Below are 16,695 nucleotides of genomic sequence, written 5' to 3' on the forward strand. Positions count from 1 at the left end.
TGCGCAAGTCCCGCTCGCCATCTTGCGCATCTCAAGCAACTCTGAGTAGAGTTTGGATGTGCCGGCGATCACATCGCCTGGTGGGCAACCGCCTCGCGCCGTGCCTGATCGCTGCGCCCCACACCCATAGTCCCGAGAGGTCGACGATGACCAATTCTCTTTTCGAACAGCGTTTTTCGAGGAGAACGCTGCTCAGGTCGGGTCTCCTGCTCGGCGCCGGCCTCACGCTCGGTTCCGCAGCGGGCTGCGCGACGCCGACCGGAACACCCGGACCGAGGACCGTGAGCCTGGCCCTGAACCGATCGCTCGTGAGCCTCGACAACAAGCTGAACCAGTTCGATGCCGCACTGACGGTGCAGCGGGGGGTGCGGCAAGCCCTCACCGAAATCGACCGCGACCTGCGGCCCCGGCTCGTTCTGGCCGACCGGTTCGAACTCGTCGCACCCACCCAGTGGTACGTGCACCTGCGGCCCGGCATCCGCTATTCGGACGGAACGCCGGTGCGGGTGCAGGACGTCGCGACGGCCCTGCAGATGTACAGCGAGGTCGACGGATCCTTCGTCGGCGGATTCTTTCCCGAGTGGCCCACGGTCGACCAGATCGACGACACCAGCTTCACCCTCAACACCGAACGTCCCGTCCCAGTGCTCGACTACCTCATGTCGAACATTCTCGTCACCCCGGCGGCCGCGAACCTTCCCGAGGAACTGCAGTCCGGTGTGGGAACCGGACCGTATGTCGTGACCGAAAGCGACCGCGGCACCGGCAACTACACTCTGGTGCGCAACGAGAACTACTGGGGAACGCCGGCGCAGATCGAATCGGTGCGCGTCCGCTTCGTGCCGGACGAGTCGAACCGCGTCGTGACGTTGCGGAGCGGCGAGGTCGACGTCATCGACTCCATCACCCCGGACGCGGCGGACCAACTCGCCGGACTGTCGGGTGTCTCGATCGACCGGATCGACGGCGTGCGACTGAATCAACTCTTCTTCAATTTCCGGAAGCCGCAGGGGCATCCGCTGGCCGACGCGCGGGTGCGCAGGGCCCTGACCTACGCGATCGACGGGCGAGCCCTCGTCGACCAGGTTCTCCAGGGCTCCGCCACCCAGTCGCGCGGGGTCATTCCCCTCACCCTCGACGGCGCTGTCGAGACCGGCGAATACAGCTACGACCCGGCGCGTGCCCGCGGCGAACTCGACGCCCTCGGGGTCCGCGACCTGGAGCTGAAGATCATCTGGGAGACAGGCGAGTTCGCCGCCGACACCGACATCATGGAATCGGTGCTGCAGATGCTGTCCGCGGTCGGTGTGCGAACCACCCTGCAGCAGTTCGAACCCGGCGGCGACATCTCGCAGTGGCGTCAGGGCAAGGCCGGCGACTGGGACGTCCTCGGCAACGGCTTCCCGAGCCCGACCGGTCTGGCCCTGACCATCATGCAGGGCATGTACGCCGGCACCGCGGAGAAGGAAGCGACCCGGGACACCTACCACGGGTACATCTTTCCCGAGATCACCCAGACCATCACCCAGGCCTCCGAGGAGGCCGACGCCACCCGGCGCGGCGAACTCCTCGCGGATGCGCAACGTCGGATCTGGGACACGTGCCCGTGTCTGTGGTCGTTCGTCCCGAAAGCGGTCCTCGCGCGCCGCTCGCGGATCGACGGTGTCGCGTTGCGGCCCACGAACTCCTACGACCTGAGTGTCGCGGCGCTGCATGCCTAGACGTGACGCGACCGCCGCCGTCGACAACCCGCCCGCCACCATCCACGCACTGGAGACGCAGATGACCACACCGAGTCCCGCAACCGATACCCGGCCCACCGACGGCGTCCTACGTGACGTCGCCGAGGCGGGTCGACGCGACGCTCTGATCCCCGCGCCGCAGGTACAGAATCACGCGGCCAATCTCACGGTCCTGCCCGACGGGTCCCTCGGGTGCGTGTGGTTCGCAGGCACCCAGGAGGGCGTGCCGGACATCAGCGTCTGGTTCTCCCGGCTAGCCCCGGGCGTGGGCGCGTGGTCCGGGCCGGTGCAGCTGTCCGATGATCCGACGCGGTCGGAGCAGAATCCCGTTCTGCACGTGACGAAGACGGGCGCCGTGTGGTTGCTGTGGACGTCCCAGCACGCCGGCAACCAGGACACGGCGCGGGTCATGCGGCGCATCTCCGCCGACGGCGGCCGGACGTGGGGCGAGGCGCACATCCTGCTGCCGGAGACCGACGCCGGCGGCGTGTTCGTGCGGCAACCGGTCATCGCACTCCCCACCGGGCGGCTCCTGCTGCCCGTGTTCCACTGCGTCCGCATCGAGGGCCGCAAATGGGTGGGCGATCGCGACTACAGCAGCGTGATGATCTCCGACGACGGCGAGTCCTGGCGGGAGGTGGTCGTGCCGGGCAGCGTCGGCTGTGTGCACATGAACATCGGACGCCTCTCCAACGGCACCCTCGTCGCCCTCTACCGCAGCCGCTGGGCGGACTCGATCTACCGCAGCGTCTCGACGGACGACGGCGACACCTGGACCGAGCCGGAGGCCACCGAACTGCCCAACAACAATTCGTCCATCCAGTTCGTCGTGCTGTCCGACGACCGGCTCGCCCTGGTGTTCAACGAGTCCAGCGCCGTGAACGCCACCGCGCGGCGGACGTCCCTGTACGACGAGATCGACGACGACGGACTCGCCGACGCACCGCCCGCGGCGGCGGACGCGGAACCGGAACCACTCGACGACGGCGACAGCCGCAGCGCGTTCTGGGGTGCCCCCCGCGCGCCGATGACGCTGGCGATGTCCGAGGACGGTGGCCGGACGTGGCCGCATCGCCGCGACATCGAGGTCGGCGACGGCTACTGCCTGTCCAACAACTCCCGCGACGGCCTGAACCGTGAGTACTCGTACCCCAGCATCACCGCCGGGAACGACGGTCACCTGCACGTGGCGTTCACCCGGTTCCGTCAGGCGATCGAGTACGTCGAACTCGAGGCGGGCTGGATTGCCGACGGGGGCCGGTCGTGACGGGGGATGCGAAGCGGGCGGTCGTGACCGGGGTCAGCTCCGGCATCGGCGCCGCCACCGCCCGCCGGCTTCTGGACGACGGGTGGTCGGTCACCGGATTCAGCAGGCGGGATCCCGGCATCGATCACGATCGGTTCGCCCGGGTTGCCGTCGATCTCGGTGATCTCGACGCGTTGTCCGCGGAGGCGACGGCGGTCGGTCCGGTGGACGCCGTCATCCATGCGGCCGGACTGCAGTCCTCGGCGCCCCTGGGGAAACTCCGGGTGGAGGACGGCCTGGACATGTGGCGTATCCACGTCGCGGCCGCCGAGGTCCTCGTCAACGGGCTCGTGCCGTCGATGCGCGACGGTGGCCGGGTAGTCCTGGTCGGGAGCCGCACGATGTCCGGGGCGGCGGGCAAGAGTCAGTACGCCGCCACCAAGTCGGCCCTCGTGGGGATGTCGCGGTCCTGGGCCGCCGAGTTGGTGCACCGGGCGATCACGGTCAACGTGGTCGCGCCGGGGCCGACGGACACCCCGATGCTGAACGACCCGGCACGCACGTCGACGCCCCCGAAGCTTCCGCCGCTCGGCCGTTTCATCGCGCCGGAGGAGGTGGCGGGGCTGATCGGCTTCCTCGTCGGACCGCTCGGCGGGAGCATCACGGGTCAGGCGATCGTGCAGTGCGCGGGGGCTTCACTGTGAACATGCTGCGCGCAACGCGCATAACTGCTAGCATTCGATGCACGGAACGCGCACATAATCGGGCAAAGGCGGCGTCATGAGACCGAACTCGATCGGACCGGATCCGGCGGTCGCGGTCTTCGCCGACGACCTGTCCGGTGCGGCGGAAGTGGCCAGCGCCTTTCTCGACCGGAGTGCGCCCCTGTCGCTCCTTCTCGGCGCCGGCGAGGCGCACGCGGCGGGCGGAGTCGTCATCGCGGATCTCGACACCCGGTCGATGAGCGCCGAGGGTGCGGCCCGGACGATGCGCCGTGCCCTCGACGGCGTTCCGTCCGGCACGCTCGTGGTGAAGAAGATCGACTCACTTCTGCGCGGGAACATCGGGGCCGAGGTGGGGATTCTCGCCGACGGCGGTCCGGTGGTTCTCGCGGCGGGCCTGCCCGCACTCGACCGGACCGTGCGCGGCGGCGTCGTGCACGTCGGTTCGACGCCACTCCATGCCGCCGGCGTCTGGTCGGCGGAATCCACCCCGCCCCCGGATTCGGTGGCCGCACTCTTCCCGGGCCGTCCCACGCGGTGCGTGCCCCGCGGTCCCGGCGTCGGCCAGGCGCTGGCCCGCGCGGCGTCCGACGGCGCCATCGCGATCTGCGACGTCGAGACCGAGGCCGACCTCGACTCGATCGTCCTGGCCTGCCGCACCATTCCCGGAGTGCGACTGGCCGGGACGTCCGCCCTCGCCGCGGCCGTGGCGCGCACCCTGCCCCGACGCGACGTCACCGCTCCCGCGGTCACGCCCGCGGACTCCGTCCTGACCGTCGTCGGAACGGCGGAACCCATTGCTGTGCAACAGGTTGCATCACTCGTCGCCGACGGTGCCCGGCACATCCCCGTCGGCGCCCGCAACCTTCTCCTCGGCGACGTCGACACCGGGCCCCTGCGCCGCGCACTCGACAGCGGTCACGCAGTCCTGACGGTCACCGGAGACGTCGACCCGTCGAACGCGCGGACGCTGTCGGCGGCGCTCGGCCGACTGGTCGCCGCCCTGCAGAACGGCCACCGCTCCGATCTCGTGCTCACCGGCGGGGAGACGGCGCGGGCCGTCGTCGACGCGCTGGGCATCACGTCACTCCGGCCGGTCCACGAGGTGCACCACGGCGCCGTCGCCTCCGTCGCGTCCGACGGCCGTCGCGTCGTCACCAAGCCCGGCAGTTTCGGCGACTCGACCAGTCTCTCCGCGATCGCGGCCTACCTGTGCGGCCATGAGCCGCCCACCCACACTCCCACACAGCGAGGACCTCACATGAGCGCGTCAACCGATACCGCGAACCTGCCCATCGTCGCCGTCACCATGGGCGACGGCGCCGGAATCGGCCCCGAGGTGATCGTCCCCGCCCTGCTGGACGAGGCCACCTTGTCCTGGTGCAAGCCCGTCGTCATCGGCGATGCGAAGCGGCTGCGTCTCGCGGCGAACGTGCTCGGCATCGACGTCGACATCGTGACCGTCGAATCGATCGCCGACGCGCAGTCGGTGCCCGGGCGCGTCAACGTCATCGATCTCGACCTCCTGCCCGAAGACCTGGCGTGGGGCGAACTGTCCCCGGTCGCCGGTCACGCCGCGTACGAGTACATCCGCGTCGCCAGCGAACTCGCGGTGCGCGGTGAGGTGCAGGCCATCTGCACGGCCCCGCTCAACAAGGAGGCCCTGCACGCCGCAGGCCACATCTTCCCGGGGCACACCGAACTCCTCGCGCACCTCACCGGCACCGAGGAGGTGTCCATGATGCTGTCGACGCCGAAGCTGAAGGTGATCCACGTGACCACCCACATCGGCCTGCTCGACGCCGTCGCGAAGATCGAACCCGGACTCGTCGAGCGGACGATCCGGCGTGGGCACGAGGCGCTCGTGCGCTCCGGAATCCCGGAACCGAAGATCGGGGTGTGCGGCATCAACCCGCACGCCGGCGAGCACGGGCTGTTCGGCTACGGGGAGGAGGAGCAGAAGATCATTCCCGCGGTCGAGCTGCTGAAGGCGGACGGCATCGACGTCCACGGACCCCTGCCTGCCGACACCGCATTCTTCCTCGCGGGACGCGGCGACTACGACCTGATCGTGGCGATGTACCACGATCAGGGGCACGGGCCGGTGAAGGTCCTCGGCATCGAGGCGGGTGTCAACATCACGGTCGGGCTGCCCGTCATCCGGACGTCCGTCGACCACGGCACCGCCTTCGACATCGCAGGCAAGGGTATTGCGGAGGCCGGTAGTATGGTCGAAGCTCTTCGTCAGGCTGCCGAATTGGCAACCAGCACAGCGGTTGTGAAGTAGGGGGACGAAACATGGCGGTTCGCGAGTCGGAAGCACGCCGATCCGAGATCGTGCGGCTGGCCCGGTCGAGCGGGCTGGCCAGCGTCGACGACCTGTCGGCACAGTTCGGTGTCACCGCTTCCACCATCCGGCGGGACCTGAGCCAGCTCACTTCCCAGGGGCTGATCGCCCGCACCTACGGTGGCGCCATCGCGCTCGACCCCCAGCAGGAATCGTCACTCCGCCAGCGCGCTCTCGAGGGTTTCGACGCGAAGCGCGCTATCGCGGAATGGTCCGCCAGCCAGGTCCGGCCGGGCGAGACCATCCTGCTCGACGCGGGCACCACGGTGGGTGCGATGGGGGAGTTTCTGCGCGACATCGAAGACATCACGGTCATCGCGGCCGGTCTGACCGCCCTCGAATCGCTCGCCGACGCCGACTCCGTGCGCGTCGAGTGCATCGGGGGAACACTCCGCCATCTCAGTCAGGGGTTCGTCGGACCGCTGGCGGAGGCCACCCTCCAACGTGTCACGTTCGATCGCGCGTTCCTCGGGGCGGATGCCGTCACCGCGGATCTGGGCATCTGCGAAGCCGAACTGGAGCAGACGCGCCTCAAGGAAATCATGATCGCCCGCGCGGACGAGGTGTACGTGCTGGCGCACGCGGCAAAACTCGGGCAGCGCCCGTTCCATGCGTGGGCGCCGATCCCACCCGGAACCACCATCGTCACCGACGACTCCGCCGACATCGGGGAGACGGCGTCCTTCGAAGCCGCAGGGATGCGTGTCGTGCGCGTCTGACGCCGGTTTACCGCTTGTCCTTCTTCGCTTGTTTCCGTGCGCCCGCGGCGATGGTGGAGGCTTCGAATTTCTTGCGGCCGGACGATTTCCGGGTGGCGTCGACGCGGGCCTTGCCGGACGAGCCGACCTTGCCGTCACTGTCGCCGAGTTCGCTGAAGGAGGGGGAGTCGCTGCGGGCACGGGCGAGTCGTTCGTCCTTCAAGTCCTGAGCGCTGGCGCGTGCCGCCGTCGCCAACTGGCGGCTCACCCGGCTGAGTGCTGCCTCGAAGACTTCGGCCTTGTCGGCGTTGCGGACGTTGGCCGCCTTACCGGCCGCACGCGCTCCCTTGTCCTCGACCTTCGCTGCGCCTTCCTGGCGGTACAGCTTGACGTGCTTGTTGCGGGCGCGGCGAACGCGGGTGTGCAGCTTGATCAGCTTGTCCTCGTCCAAGCCGGCCATCTGCGCCTTCTTGGTCTCGCGAATCAGCACGAACTCGTCCTCGGACAGGGAGTTCAGAATCTTCTTCATGTCGGCTCCGATCCGGCCACAGGCCGTGAGTTGTAGTCATGGTAACCGGGAAACGTTCCGGTCTGTCCGTTTCGGTGAAGTGATGGTCACCTCCCGATCGAGTCGTCGATTGGTCTGTGCAAGTTGCCATTCCGTCTGCCGGGCCAACCGCTCGACCTGGTCCGGGTCGAGGCGGTCGCACACGAAATCCCAGTGCACCGCCACCCGGTCGCCCACGGCGAGGTCGTGCACGAAAGTTCCCTCTGGCACGCGGTAGTCGGCCGGGTCGTCCTGCTCGGGGCCGAGCGACAGCCGGGTTCCGTCCCAGTGCAGTCGGCGCGACCGGACGAGCGCACGATCGGCGTCGACCCCCACCACCTCACCCCAGCGGATGCGGCAGGAGTCGAGAACCTGCAGTGGCTGCGGCATTCCGGTGTCCAGCAGCCGCGACCACGGGTACACCCCGAACACGTGAAAGTTGTGGGTGGGCGCCGCCTCCCCGAGCAGGTCCGCGGTGAGGTGCTTCCAGTAGTGACCGGCCTGCGACGCGAGGCGGGACAGCAGGGCGGAGCCGAACTCGGCCCGGTCGATGTGGTCGGAGAGTTCGTCCGCGATCCAGTACCCCCGGACAACCCTCTCGTCCAATGGGTCCGCGATTCCGGCGAGCCGGGCGATCACCTCCTGGTACGGCCACGCGCCGCTGAACTGCCTCGCCATCGCCACCACATCGGTCTCCGGCGTGCCGCCGCACGCGACGGCCTGCAGTCGCTCCGAGCCGGGAGGACCGCAGTACCCCAGGGCATTCGGGGCGTGCGCGTACTGCGCGAACACGCGGTGCCCGGGAGGGATCACCTGGTCAGCCTCGCTGACCGAGCAATTGCGCCGTCTCGCGGTGGAGCCGGCCGAAGTTGTAGTACGCGGCGCACGCACCCTCGGGGGAGACCATGCACGTGCCGATCGGAGTCTCCGGGGTGCACGCCGTCCCGAACACCTTGCATTCCCAGGGTTTGATGACGCCCTTGAGGACCTCGCCGCACTGGCAGGCCTTCGGATCAGCCACCCGCACACCCGGCATCGAGAACTTCTCCTCGGCGTCGAACTCGGCGTAGTTCCGGTGGACCTTGAGCGCGCTCTGCGAGATGAAACCGAGTCCGCGCCATTCGAAGTGCGGGCGCAGTTCGAACGTCTCGGCCATCAGCTTCAGTGCCTGCACGTTGCCCTCCGCGCGCACCACCCGCTTGTACTGGTTCTCGATCTCACAGCGGCCCTCGCGAATCTGCTGGAGCAGCATGTGCACCGACGCGAGGATGTCGAGAGGCTCGAAGCCCGCGACCACCATCGGTTTCCCGTACACCTCGGACACGAACCGGTACGGCCGCAGCCCCACCACGGTGGACACGTGGCCCGGGCCGAGGAAACCCGACAACCGCAGGTCGGGGGATTCGAGGATGGCCTTGATCGGCGGAACGATCGTGACGTGGTTGCAGAACACGCTGAAGTTCTGCACGCCCAGCGCCCGCGCGCGCACCAGGGTCACCGCGGTGGACGGCGCGGTGGTCTCGAACCCGACGGCGAAGAACACCACCTGGTGGTCGGGGTTGTCGAGGGCCACCTTCAGCGCGTCCAGCGGCGAGTACACGAAGCGGACGTCCGCGCCGCGGGCCTTCGCCTCGATGAGGTTTCCTTTGGATCCGGGCACCCGCATCATGTCGCCGAACGTCGTGAAGATGACGCCGGGTTGCTCGGCCAGCCACATGGCGTCGTCGACTCGGCCCATCGGGATGACGCACACCGGGCATCCGGGGCCGTGCACCAACTCCACGGACTCCGGAAGCAGGTGCTCGATGCCGTGCCGGTAGATGGTGTGGGTGTGCCCGCCGCACACCTCCATGAACTTGAACTCGTCACCGCGGGCCAGTTCGGTGATGGATTTGACCAGGGCGCGCGCCGCCGCCGGGTCCCGGAATTCGTCGACGAACTTCATCCCTGTTACCTCGTTCTTGCTGTTGTCACGCGATTTCGGACGAGTTGAACGCGTCGATCTCGTTCACGTAGTCGGCGCCCATCTTCTGCACCTGATCCAGCGTCAGCTGCGCCTCGATCTCGTCGATCTTCGCCATCGCGAAGCCGACGTGCACGAGCACCCAGTCACCGACGACGAGACCCTCTTCGGCGAGCAGTCGCACACTGATCGTTCTCTGGACGCCGTTCACGTCCACCTTGGCCAGATGCTGTTCGGCGTCGACGATGTCGACCACCTGACCGGGTATCCCCAGACACATCGTGGTTCTCCTTCTCGGGCTGTTCTTCAGCAGATTCGGGGGAGCGGGTCACCGACGAGCATGTCGACGATCCGGCTGCCGCCGAACGAGGTTCGCAGTGCGACGATGCCCGGCGGTTCGGCCAGGATCTCGCCCACCGCGGTCGCGTCGGCTCCCCGCGGGTGGGCTCGCAGCGCCGCGACGGCCGCGTCCGCCTCCTCCGCCGCGACGATGGCGACGAACTTGCCCTCGTTCGCGACGTACAGCGGGTCGATGCCGAGCATGTCGCAGGCACCGAGCACCTGAGGCTCGATGGGCAGCGACTGCTCATCGATGATCACGGCGAGCTGGCAGGCATGGGCCAGTTCGTTGCACACGGTGCCGACGCCGCCACGGGTGGCGTCCCGCATCCACCGCGTCGACGGGGCCGCCTCCAGCAGCGTCTCCACCAGAGAATTGACGGGGGCCGTGTCGGAGGCGATGTCGGCCTCGATGGCCAGGTCGCCGCGGGCGAGCATCACGGCCATCCCGTGTGCGCCGATCGTGCCCGACAGCAGCACCTTGTCGCCCGCGCGCACGAGGTCGGGCGACAGCCGCCTGCCCTCCGGGATGACACCGACGCCGGCGGTGGAGATGTAGACCCCGTCAGCGGCGCCCTTGCCGACGACCTTGGTGTCGCCGGTGACGATCTGCACTCCCGACAGGACAGCCGCCTCGCTCATGTCGGCGACGATCTCCCGCAGTTCGGCGATCGGGAAACCCTCCTCGATGACGAACGCCGCTGACAACCACTTGGGGCGCGCACCGGACACGGCGAGATCGTTGACGGTCCCGTGCACCGCGAGATGCCCGATGGAACCGCCGGGAAACCGCAGCGGCTGAACCACGTACGAGTCGGTGGAGAACGCGAGCCGCTCACCCGACGGCATGGTGAGCGCGGCCGCGTCACCGAGTTGCTCGAGTTCCTCGTTGCGGAACGCCTCCACGAACACCGCGTCGACGAGCGCGGCCGACGACTTTCCGCCCGCACCGTGAGCGAGTGTCACCACCTCGTCGAGCAGCCGGGGGCGGCGTTGCCGGAACTTGTCGATCCGCTCGAGGACCCGGTCTTCGCGTTCCGCCGACGTCGCCGGTTCAGTTGTGCTCATGAAGCCTCCACGGAGTTGGGAGCGGGCCGCGTCATGTGTTCCTGGGCCACCGACCACAGCCGGTACCCGAGCATCGCGTGGCTCTCCTGAATCCGGTGGATGCTCTGCGAATGGACGGTGTAGCAGAAATCGAGTTCGCCTGCGGACGCCATCGCCGCCATCCGGCCGCCCTCGTGCCCGGCGAACCCGATGGTCAACAGCCCCCGCTGCTTCGCCTCGGTGAGCGCGGTCATCAGGTCGTCCGAGTTCCCCGACGTCGACAGCGCGATCGCGACGTCGCGGTCCCGGGCGTGGGCGATGATCTGCCGTTTGAAGATCAGATCGAAGCCGACGTCGTTGCCGAGCGCCGTCACCACGGCCTGATCGGCGGCGAGCGACCAGGCCGCCACCGGGCGTCCGCGGGCGGGACGGCTGAACAGCGACGCCAGCGTGGCGGCGTCGGTGGAGCTGCCGCCGTTGCCGAACGTGTAGAGCCGGCCGCCGCGGCGGAACCGGTCGGCCATGTCGATCCCGGCCGCCGTGAGACCGTCCCCGTACTCGTCGAGGGACGCCTTCTGCAGACGCGCGCTCTCGGCGGCCTTCCCACGGGCGGAGGCGGCGAGGTCGTCGAGGAGGCTCTGGGCGTCGGTTTCCTCCGAGTCGATGAACGGGTAGAGGAAGCTGGTGCTCTCCGAGTCGTGGGTGGTCATCGGTTCGCCTCCGGACTCGTGTCGTCGAGTCGCGTGATCGCCGCGCCCGCGTGCACCAGGACGAGGTCGTTGGGCCGGACGTCGCCGAGGACGCTGACGTCCACCCATTCCTCGCCGGCGGCCGTGCGGACCAGGGCGGGGCCGAGGGGTTCGGCGGGCTCGATCACCACTTCACCGAGACGGCCCTCGTCGCTGCACGTGACGCAGACCGTCTCGTCGCACTCCTCGGCGTCAGGCTTCAGCAGTCCCGAGTGCTCGAAGCAGACGTGCGTGAGTTCCCACAGCAGGTGGTACATGAGGACGAACCGTCCGGTGGCGGGGACCATCGGGTCGTCCGAGTCGACCCAGAGGATGTGGTTCGCCGCGCCGGCCGGTGGCCGCGGGCCCGCCCCGATCCACATCGTCATCGCCCCCCACGCCGGTGCGCGGCGCATGGCGTCGACCACGGCGGGTTCGTTCGCCGACGCCACCGCCAGCAGGATGTCGCCGGGCCTGCTCGCCACCCGGGCCTGCGCCACCGGATCGGGTTCGACGAGGGCCACCGACGGCAGCGCCCGTTTGCCCATGATCACGGGATGGACGAATTCGACGGCGACGTGATGGGCGTGCGGTTCCCACTGCGGTGAGATCACCCAGAGCGTCGCCCCGTCATGGAATTTGCGGGCGAGCGACAACGCCGCGGCGGCGAGATCCGCGGACAGGTCCGTGTCGACGAGGTGCCCGCCCGCCTCTGCGGTGGTGGTCATTCACTAGCTCCCGTCCCGGGCCGTCCGGTCGGGGGCTGCCGACGTCACGGTCCGCGCATGGTTGCCGCGGCACCGATCACCGCCTGGCCGAGGGAGAGTCCTCCGTCGTTGGGAGGCACCCGGTGGTGGGTGAGGACTCGATAACCGCTGCTCTCCCAGTGTGCTCTCACCAGTGCGAGGAATAAACGGTTTTGAAAGACTCCTCCGGTCAGCCCGATCGTCGACGCACCGGTCGCGGTGGCGGCCCGGTCGACGAGGTCCGCCGTCGCGCCCGCGAGGGCATGGTGGAAGCCGAGCGCGAGCGCCGCGGGCGGGGTTCCGTCGCGCAGACTTGTGACGATGCCGGACACCAGAAGAGGCAGAGTGAGCTGGTCGTTCTCCACCTGCATGGTGAGGGGCGCGGGGTGCGGGGCGGTCCGGGCGAGGGCCTCGAGTTCGATGGCCGCCTGCGCCTCGTACGTGACGCGGTGCCGGACCCCGAGCAGCGACGCGACGCCGTCGAACAGGCGGCCCGCGCTCGTCGTCCTGATGCATCCGACACCCGAGACGAGTTGCGATTCCACGGCCGCGCGTTCCGCGGCGGGGATCGCCGTCACGCAGGGCAGTCCGCCGACGTCGGTGATGCCGCACTCGTGCAGCAGCGCGAGTGCCACCCGCACCGGATTCCGGACGGCCGCGTCGCCACCCGGCAGTGAGAACGGCTGCACGTGTCCGACCCGCCGCGAGTCGAGGATGTCCGGGCCGACGAGGAGGAGTTCGCCGCCCCACACGGTGGTGTCGCAGCCGTACCCGGTCCCGTCGAACGCGACACCGAGCACCGTCGTCCCGACCAGTCCGTGTTCGGCCATCAGCGATGCGACGTGCGCGTGGTGGTGCTGCACGGTGAGCAGCGGGACGCCGGTGCTGTCGCTGTAGCGCCGGGCCCAGTGGCGCGTCGAATATCCGGGGTGCCGGTCGGCGACCACGGCCTCCGGGGTGATGCCGTGCAGCTGCGTCAGCTGCCGCACCGACGTCTCGAAGGCGCGCTGACTCTCCAGGCTGCCCATGTCTCCGAGGTGCGCCGAACAGAACGCGTAGTCCTGCCGGGTCAGGCAGAAGGTGTTCTTGATCTCCGCGCCCACCGCCAGGATCTCCGGGCCGTGCGCGGGCAGCACCACCGGCAGCGGCGCGAACCCGCGCGAGCGCCGGATCGGCAGCACCGCCGCATCCGCCACCGCCAGCACGGAATCCTCGCACGGCACCGCGATCCGGCGGTCGTGCATCAGGAACACGTCGGCGATGTCCCGCAGCCGGGTACGGGCGTCGTCGTTGTCGAAACACAGCGGTTCGCCGCTGAGGTTGCCCGACGTCATGACCAGCACCCGCGGTGGGTCGACGTCGCTGCCGGGGGTCCGGGTGAAGAGCAGGTGATGCAGGGGGGTGTACGGCAGCATCACGCCGAGGTCGTCGATCCCGGGCGCGATTCCGTCGGCAATCGTGGCAGTATTCCGCTTGTGCAGCAACAGGATCGGCCGGGCCGCGTGCCGCAGCAGCGCGCTCTCGGGTTCGGAGATCTCGCACAGTTCGGCGGCGATGGACAGGTCTGCCGTCATCACCGCGAACGGCTTGTCCGGGCGGTGCTTGCGTGCCCGGAGGGTCGCCACGGCGGACGCGTCGGCGGCGTCGCACACGAGGTGGAACCCGCCGAGGCCCTTGACCGCCACGATCCGGCCGCCCCGCAACGCCCCCTGCACCGCGGTGATCACGGCGTCGTCCCCGTCCACCCGGCGACCGTCGATCTCGGCGAACAGGTGCGGACCGCAGTCGGGGCAGCACACCGGTTGCGCGTGGAACCGGCGATCGGCAGGGTCGCGGTACTCGGCCAGGCACGCCGCGCACAGCGGGAACTCGGCCATCGTGGTGTTCGGCCGGTCGTAGGGCAGGTCGGTGATCACCGTGAACCGCGGCCCGCAGTTGGTGCAATTGACGAACGGGTGCCGATACCGGCGGTCGTGCGGATCGGCCAGTTCGCGAAGGCAATCCGCGCACGTCGCTACGTCCGGCGACACCAGCGTCCGTGCGCCGGGGGCGTGCCTGCTGTCGATGATCCGGAACGACTCGTCCCCGCGCACCGGCACGGGCTGGACCGTCGCGTCCACGATCACGGCCATCGGCGGCGCGTCCGTGCGGAGCCGCCGCACGAACTCCGACACCGACGCGGACTTGCCCTCGATCTCGATGAACACGCTGACGTCGTCGTTGCCGCAGTGGCCGTGCAACCCCAGGTCACCGGCCAGTCGCGCGACGAACGGGCGGAAACCGACCCCCTGCACGACCCCGTGGACCGTGATGCGCGATCGTTCGACCGTCATCCTCGGATGATTCCCCCGCCGAGGTGCGGGGCGCAAGAGCCGCGCCCGCGGTCCGCCTGCCGGATCACTCGCCTTCGACGGTGCGCGCACCGGTGATCGTGTCGATCAGCCCGTAGTCGCGGGCCTCGTCGGCGGTGAGGATCCGGTGGTCCCGCATGTCTGCGATCACCGTGTCGACGGGACGCCGGCAGGAGTCGGCGATCCGCTGCTGGAGTCTGCGCAGCTGTTGCTCGTGCTGTTCCGCGGCGATGGCGACGTCCGACGCCGGACCGGTGCAGGACGTCCGCGGTTCGAGGAGGTGGAACGTGGCGTGCGCCGCCGCCGTCCGGCGGTCGGCAGGCGCGAGGAGAGCGATCGCCGTTCCGCGGACGTCGCCGCGGCAGTGCACGTGCAGCCGGACGCCCATCAGGTCCAGGGTGTCGAGGAGCGTGGCGGCCGCGTCGACGTCGGCGTCGACGCCGTGCAGCCACAACTGGACCTCGTCGTCGCCGGACGCGTCGAGCAGCGCCAGCGACGCCGCCGCACGGTTCGTGGCCTCCGCGTCGAGCCGGCCGGTGAGCGAGACGATCCGTTTGTCGAACAGGCGCTCGGCCAGCCAGTCGGGACCACCGGTAGCGCCGACGGACGTGACGGGCATCGGTGCCGACGGTAACCGGGGGTCCGGCTGCCAGGGCGTGTGAAAAGGCGGGACCGACGGTGGGGTGGGTGGTGGCCAGATCATGGTGACTCCCGGTGCGGTGAGATCGTCCAGTCGACCGTCCCGCCCACGGCCTCGGCATACCGTTCGAGTGTCGACAGGCGGGGATCGACGTCGCCGCGTTCGAGCCGTGCCACGGCCGACTGCGACGTGCCCATGTGGGCGGCGATCTCCGTCTGCGTCAGACCCCGCTCGCGGCGGGTGGTGACGAGTTCGTCCAGCAGCGCTCGACGCCGATCGGACAGGTTCCCCAGTCCGGGAAAAGACGTGCGTCGAGGGGTGGTCGACATACCATCGATGGTATCTCGAAAACGGTATACGGAGGGGTGCTCATGGCGAAGGTTCGTGCGGCCGTCATCGGCGGCGGCATCATCGGTCTGGCGGTCGCCCGGGAACTTCTGCACCGGATGGACGCCGTCGAGGTGACGCTGTTCGAGAAGGAAACGCGGGTCGCGGCCCACCAGACCGGGCACAACAGCGGCGTCGTCCACGCCGGTCTGTACTACCCGCCGGGCAGCCTCAAGGCGCGCCTGTGCCGCCGCGGCGTCACCCTCCTGCAGCAGTACGCGCAGGACAAGGGTGTGGCCTACGAGGAGTGCGGCAAAGTGGTGGTCGCCCACGACGCGTCCGAAGTGGGCCGGATGGACGCCATCTTCGACCGGGCGGTGGCCAACGGGGTTCCCGGTATCCGCAAGATCGCGGGGGCGGAGATCCCCGAGATCGAACCGCACGCCCGCGGGGTCGCCGCCGTGCACTCGCCGCACACCGCGATCATCGACTACGTGGCGATCGCGGAGGCCCTCGCCGCGGACATCGCCGCGGCGGGGGGACGCGTGCTGCTCGGCCGGGAGGTCGTGGGTCTGGACAGCCGGGCGTCGGAAACGGTGGTCACCACCGGGCACGGCAGTGAGGTCTTCGACCTGGTGGTCACGTGCGCCGGACTGCAGTCCGACCGGGTGGCGCTGCTGTCGGGTGAACCGCGAACCCCCCGGGTGGTGCCGTTCTTCGGCGACTACTTCCTGCTCGAGCCGGAGCGGTCCTCACTCGTGAAGGGGCTGATCTACCCGGTCCCGGATCCTCGGTACCCGTTCCTCGGTGTCCACCTCACCAAGCGGATCGACGGGCGAATCATGCTCGGGCCGAACGCTTTTCTCTCCCTCGGGCGGGAGGCGTACGACCGTCGGGGGTGGTCGGCATCGGACGTGGTGTCCGCGGTCGGGTTTCCCGGATTCTGGCGGTTCGCCGCGCACAACACCGCGGCGGCGGTCCGCGAGGCCCGCACCGTCCTCAGTACGGGCCAGTTCGTGAAGGAGGCGCAGAAGTATGTGCCCGACCTGCGCCGCTCCGACGTCACCCGCGGCCCCCGGGGCATTCGCGCCCAGGCGATGAACGCCGACGGCAGCCTCGAGGACGACTTCGTCATCACCGGGGGGCACCGCGTGATCCACGTCCGGAACGCGCCCTCCCCGGGTGCGACGTCGTCGCTCGCCATCGCCGAACACGTCGTGACGGAAGTTCTCGAACGCACGACCACGTGACG

16 protein-coding genes are annotated in these 16,695 nt (G+C 69.3%); 6 read left to right on the forward strand and 10 right to left on the reverse strand.

Annotated elements, in window-relative coordinates; genetic code table 11:
- The first annotated feature begins 146 nt into the window (after positions 1 to 146).
- The 5 genes from JWS14_RS25440 (at position 147) to JWS14_RS25460 (ending at position 6,776) form a co-directional block, all read left to right on the forward strand.
- On the forward strand, positions 147 to 1,721 hold the full coding sequence (locus tag JWS14_RS25440; protein WP_206014695.1) for an ABC transporter substrate-binding protein: 1,575 nt from the start codon (positions 147 to 149) through the stop codon (positions 1,719 to 1,721).
- A complete protein-coding gene (locus JWS14_RS25445) occupies positions 1,714 to 3,009 on the forward strand; it encodes a sialidase family protein (RefSeq protein WP_241031466.1) in 1,296 nt (431 codons plus the stop codon). The genes JWS14_RS25440 and JWS14_RS25445 overlap by 8 nt, the downstream gene beginning before the upstream one ends.
- Entirely contained in the window at positions 3,006 to 3,692 is a 687-nt protein-coding gene (locus JWS14_RS25450; RefSeq protein ID WP_072938933.1) for an SDR family NAD(P)-dependent oxidoreductase, read from the forward strand. Before JWS14_RS25445 ends, JWS14_RS25450 begins: the two co-directional genes overlap by 4 nt.
- Positions 3,693 to 3,768: 76 nt before the next feature.
- Positions 3,769 to 5,997, forward strand: coding sequence for a 4-hydroxythreonine-4-phosphate dehydrogenase PdxA (gene pdxA, locus JWS14_RS25455; RefSeq protein WP_206014696.1), 2,229 nt, complete (start codon positions 3,769 to 3,771; stop codon positions 5,995 to 5,997).
- Positions 5,998 to 6,008: 11 nt separating this feature from the next.
- Positions 6,009 to 6,776, forward strand: coding sequence for a DeoR/GlpR family DNA-binding transcription regulator (locus JWS14_RS25460; protein ID WP_072938927.1), 768 nt, complete (start codon positions 6,009 to 6,011; stop codon positions 6,774 to 6,776).
- A 7-nt stretch (positions 6,777 to 6,783) separates the two neighbouring features.
- Here the strand turns inward: JWS14_RS25460 and JWS14_RS25465 are convergent, their stop codons facing one another.
- From JWS14_RS25465 to JWS14_RS25510, 10 genes are all read right to left on the reverse strand, one after another.
- Positions 6,784 to 7,284 (reverse strand): hypothetical protein, encoded by a 501-nt coding sequence (locus JWS14_RS25465; protein WP_095863186.1) that lies wholly within the window; start codon positions 7,282 to 7,284, stop codon positions 6,784 to 6,786.
- 36 nt (positions 7,285 to 7,320) lie between these two features.
- Positions 7,321 to 8,112, reverse strand: coding sequence for a DUF6390 family protein (locus tag JWS14_RS25470; RefSeq protein ID WP_206016189.1), 792 nt, complete (start codon positions 8,110 to 8,112; stop codon positions 7,321 to 7,323).
- A gap of 7 nt (positions 8,113 to 8,119) precedes the next feature.
- Positions 8,120 to 9,247: a hydrogenase formation protein HypD gene (hypD, locus tag JWS14_RS25475; protein WP_095863187.1), complete on the reverse strand. Its 1,128-nt coding sequence runs from the start codon at positions 9,245 to 9,247 to the stop codon at positions 8,120 to 8,122.
- A 25-nt stretch (positions 9,248 to 9,272) separates the two neighbouring features.
- A complete protein-coding gene (locus tag JWS14_RS25480) occupies positions 9,273 to 9,545 on the reverse strand; it encodes a HypC/HybG/HupF family hydrogenase formation chaperone (protein WP_005244643.1) in 273 nt (90 codons plus the stop codon).
- A 26-nt stretch (positions 9,546 to 9,571) separates the two neighbouring features.
- Positions 9,572 to 10,672: a hydrogenase expression/formation protein HypE gene (hypE, locus tag JWS14_RS25485; protein WP_095863188.1), complete on the reverse strand. Its 1,101-nt coding sequence runs from the start codon at positions 10,670 to 10,672 to the stop codon at positions 9,572 to 9,574.
- Entirely contained in the window at positions 10,669 to 11,361 is a 693-nt protein-coding gene (locus JWS14_RS25490; protein ID WP_072938917.1) for a D-sedoheptulose-7-phosphate isomerase, read from the reverse strand. Before JWS14_RS25490 ends, hypE begins: the two co-directional genes overlap by 4 nt.
- Positions 11,358 to 12,107: a hydrogenase assembly protein HupF gene (locus JWS14_RS25495; RefSeq protein ID WP_072938914.1), complete on the reverse strand. Its 750-nt coding sequence runs from the start codon at positions 12,105 to 12,107 to the stop codon at positions 11,358 to 11,360. Before JWS14_RS25495 ends, JWS14_RS25490 begins: the two co-directional genes overlap by 4 nt.
- A 44-nt stretch (positions 12,108 to 12,151) precedes the next feature.
- Positions 12,152 to 14,458, reverse strand: coding sequence for a carbamoyltransferase HypF (hypF, locus tag JWS14_RS25500; protein ID WP_206014697.1), 2,307 nt, complete (start codon positions 14,456 to 14,458; stop codon positions 12,152 to 12,154).
- Between the two features lie 64 nt (positions 14,459 to 14,522).
- The gene (locus tag JWS14_RS25505) at positions 14,523 to 15,095 is read right to left on the reverse strand and encodes an ATP-dependent Clp protease proteolytic subunit (protein WP_095863192.1); all 573 of its coding nucleotides are present in this window, start codon (positions 15,093 to 15,095) and stop codon (positions 14,523 to 14,525) included.
- A gap of 80 nt (positions 15,096 to 15,175) precedes the next feature.
- On the reverse strand, positions 15,176 to 15,445 hold the full coding sequence (locus JWS14_RS25510; RefSeq protein WP_072938908.1) for a helix-turn-helix domain-containing protein: 270 nt from the start codon (positions 15,443 to 15,445) through the stop codon (positions 15,176 to 15,178).
- Between the two features lie 42 nt (positions 15,446 to 15,487).
- Between JWS14_RS25510 and lhgO the strand changes: the two genes are divergently transcribed.
- Positions 15,488 to 16,693 (forward strand): L-2-hydroxyglutarate oxidase, encoded by a 1,206-nt coding sequence (gene lhgO / locus JWS14_RS25515; RefSeq protein WP_072938905.1) that lies wholly within the window; start codon positions 15,488 to 15,490, stop codon positions 16,691 to 16,693.
- Positions 16,694 to 16,695 lie beyond the last annotated feature (2 nt).

This window comes from Rhodococcus koreensis (assembly GCF_017068375.1).
In the GTDB taxonomy this organism is placed as follows: domain Bacteria; phylum Actinomycetota; class Actinomycetes; order Mycobacteriales; family Mycobacteriaceae; genus Rhodococcus_F; species Rhodococcus_F koreensis.

Bases quoted from the DNA above. Each gene is read 5' to 3' on its own strand.
- JWS14_RS25490 (WP_072938917.1), bottom strand. From the start codon at position 11,361: ATGACCACCCACGACTCGGAGAGCACCAGCTTCCTCTACCCGTTCATC.
- hypD (WP_095863187.1), bottom strand. From the start codon at position 9,247: ATGAAGTTCGTCGACGAATTCCGGGACCCGGCGGCGGCGCGCGCCCTG.
- pdxA (WP_206014696.1), top strand. From the start codon at position 3,769: ATGAGACCGAACTCGATCGGACCGGATCCGGCGGTCGCGGTCTTCGCC.
- JWS14_RS25440 (WP_206014695.1), top strand. From the start codon at position 147: ATGACCAATTCTCTTTTCGAACAGCGTTTTTCGAGGAGAACGCTGCTC.
- hypE (WP_095863188.1), bottom strand. From the start codon at position 10,672: ATGAGCACAACTGAACCGGCGACGTCGGCGGAACGCGAAGACCGGGTC.
- JWS14_RS25505 (WP_095863192.1), bottom strand. From the start codon at position 15,095: ATGCCCGTCACGTCCGTCGGCGCTACCGGTGGTCCCGACTGGCTGGCC.
- JWS14_RS25445 (WP_241031466.1), top strand. From the start codon at position 1,714: ATGCCTAGACGTGACGCGACCGCCGCCGTCGACAACCCGCCCGCCACC.
- hypF (WP_206014697.1), bottom strand. From the start codon at position 14,458: ATGACGGTCGAACGATCGCGCATCACGGTCCACGGGGTCGTGCAGGGG.
- JWS14_RS25495 (WP_072938914.1), bottom strand. From the start codon at position 12,107: ATGACCACCACCGCAGAGGCGGGCGGGCACCTCGTCGACACGGACCTG.
- JWS14_RS25480 (WP_005244643.1), bottom strand. From the start codon at position 9,545: ATGTGTCTGGGGATACCCGGTCAGGTGGTCGACATCGTCGACGCCGAA.
- JWS14_RS25510 (WP_072938908.1), bottom strand. From the start codon at position 15,445: ATGTCGACCACCCCTCGACGCACGTCTTTTCCCGGACTGGGGAACCTG.
- JWS14_RS25460 (WP_072938927.1), top strand. From the start codon at position 6,009: ATGGCGGTTCGCGAGTCGGAAGCACGCCGATCCGAGATCGTGCGGCTG.
- lhgO (WP_072938905.1), top strand. From the start codon at position 15,488: ATGGCGAAGGTTCGTGCGGCCGTCATCGGCGGCGGCATCATCGGTCTG.
- JWS14_RS25465 (WP_095863186.1), bottom strand. From the start codon at position 7,284: ATGAAGAAGATTCTGAACTCCCTGTCCGAGGACGAGTTCGTGCTGATT.